We start from the raw sequence: 443 nt of genomic DNA on the forward strand, positions 1-443 counted from the left end.
CGCAGAACCCCTCGACGGGTTTGGGTGGCGTCCAGGCTTGTCATTTCCAATCAACACAATCGGCTGGCTCGTTGTCCGGCGCTGATGGCGTCTGCGCGCTTGCCTGTGGAGCCTTACATGAACGCCTTTGTGCGCAACACCATCGCCAGCATGCTGCTGGTTTCTTTGTGGGGGCCTGATCCTGTTCGGGCGGCGGGGATGGTTCCCGAAACGCCCGTCGTCGTGCTCGATGAAGGCGTCGGTGAAGCAGGGATCAATGTGCTCAACAGCGAGTCACATCCGGCGCTGCTGCACACTTCCATCGAAGACGTGCCGCAAGACACTGAGTCACTGTTATTACTGACGCCGCCGGTGGCGCGCGTCGAACCCGGGACCACGCAGCGTGTGCGGTTCATCCTGCGCAGCGCCGAACCGTTGCAAACCGAGCGCCTCAAGCGTGTGGT

The 443-nt window shown here is 61.9% G+C and carries 1 protein-coding gene; it reads left to right on the plus strand.

The window, feature by feature from the left end; all coding sequences use genetic code 11:
* Window positions 1-117: 117 nt before the first annotated feature.
* Window positions 118-443, plus strand: a 326-nt coding sequence (locus AACY49_RS31105; protein WP_339528166.1) for a fimbria/pilus periplasmic chaperone, incomplete at its 3' end; no start/stop codon positions are given.

Source organism: Pseudomonas sp. EL_65y_Pfl2_R96, from assembly GCF_963970905.1.
In the GTDB taxonomy this organism is placed as follows: Bacteria; Pseudomonadota; Gammaproteobacteria; order Pseudomonadales; family Pseudomonadaceae; genus Aquipseudomonas.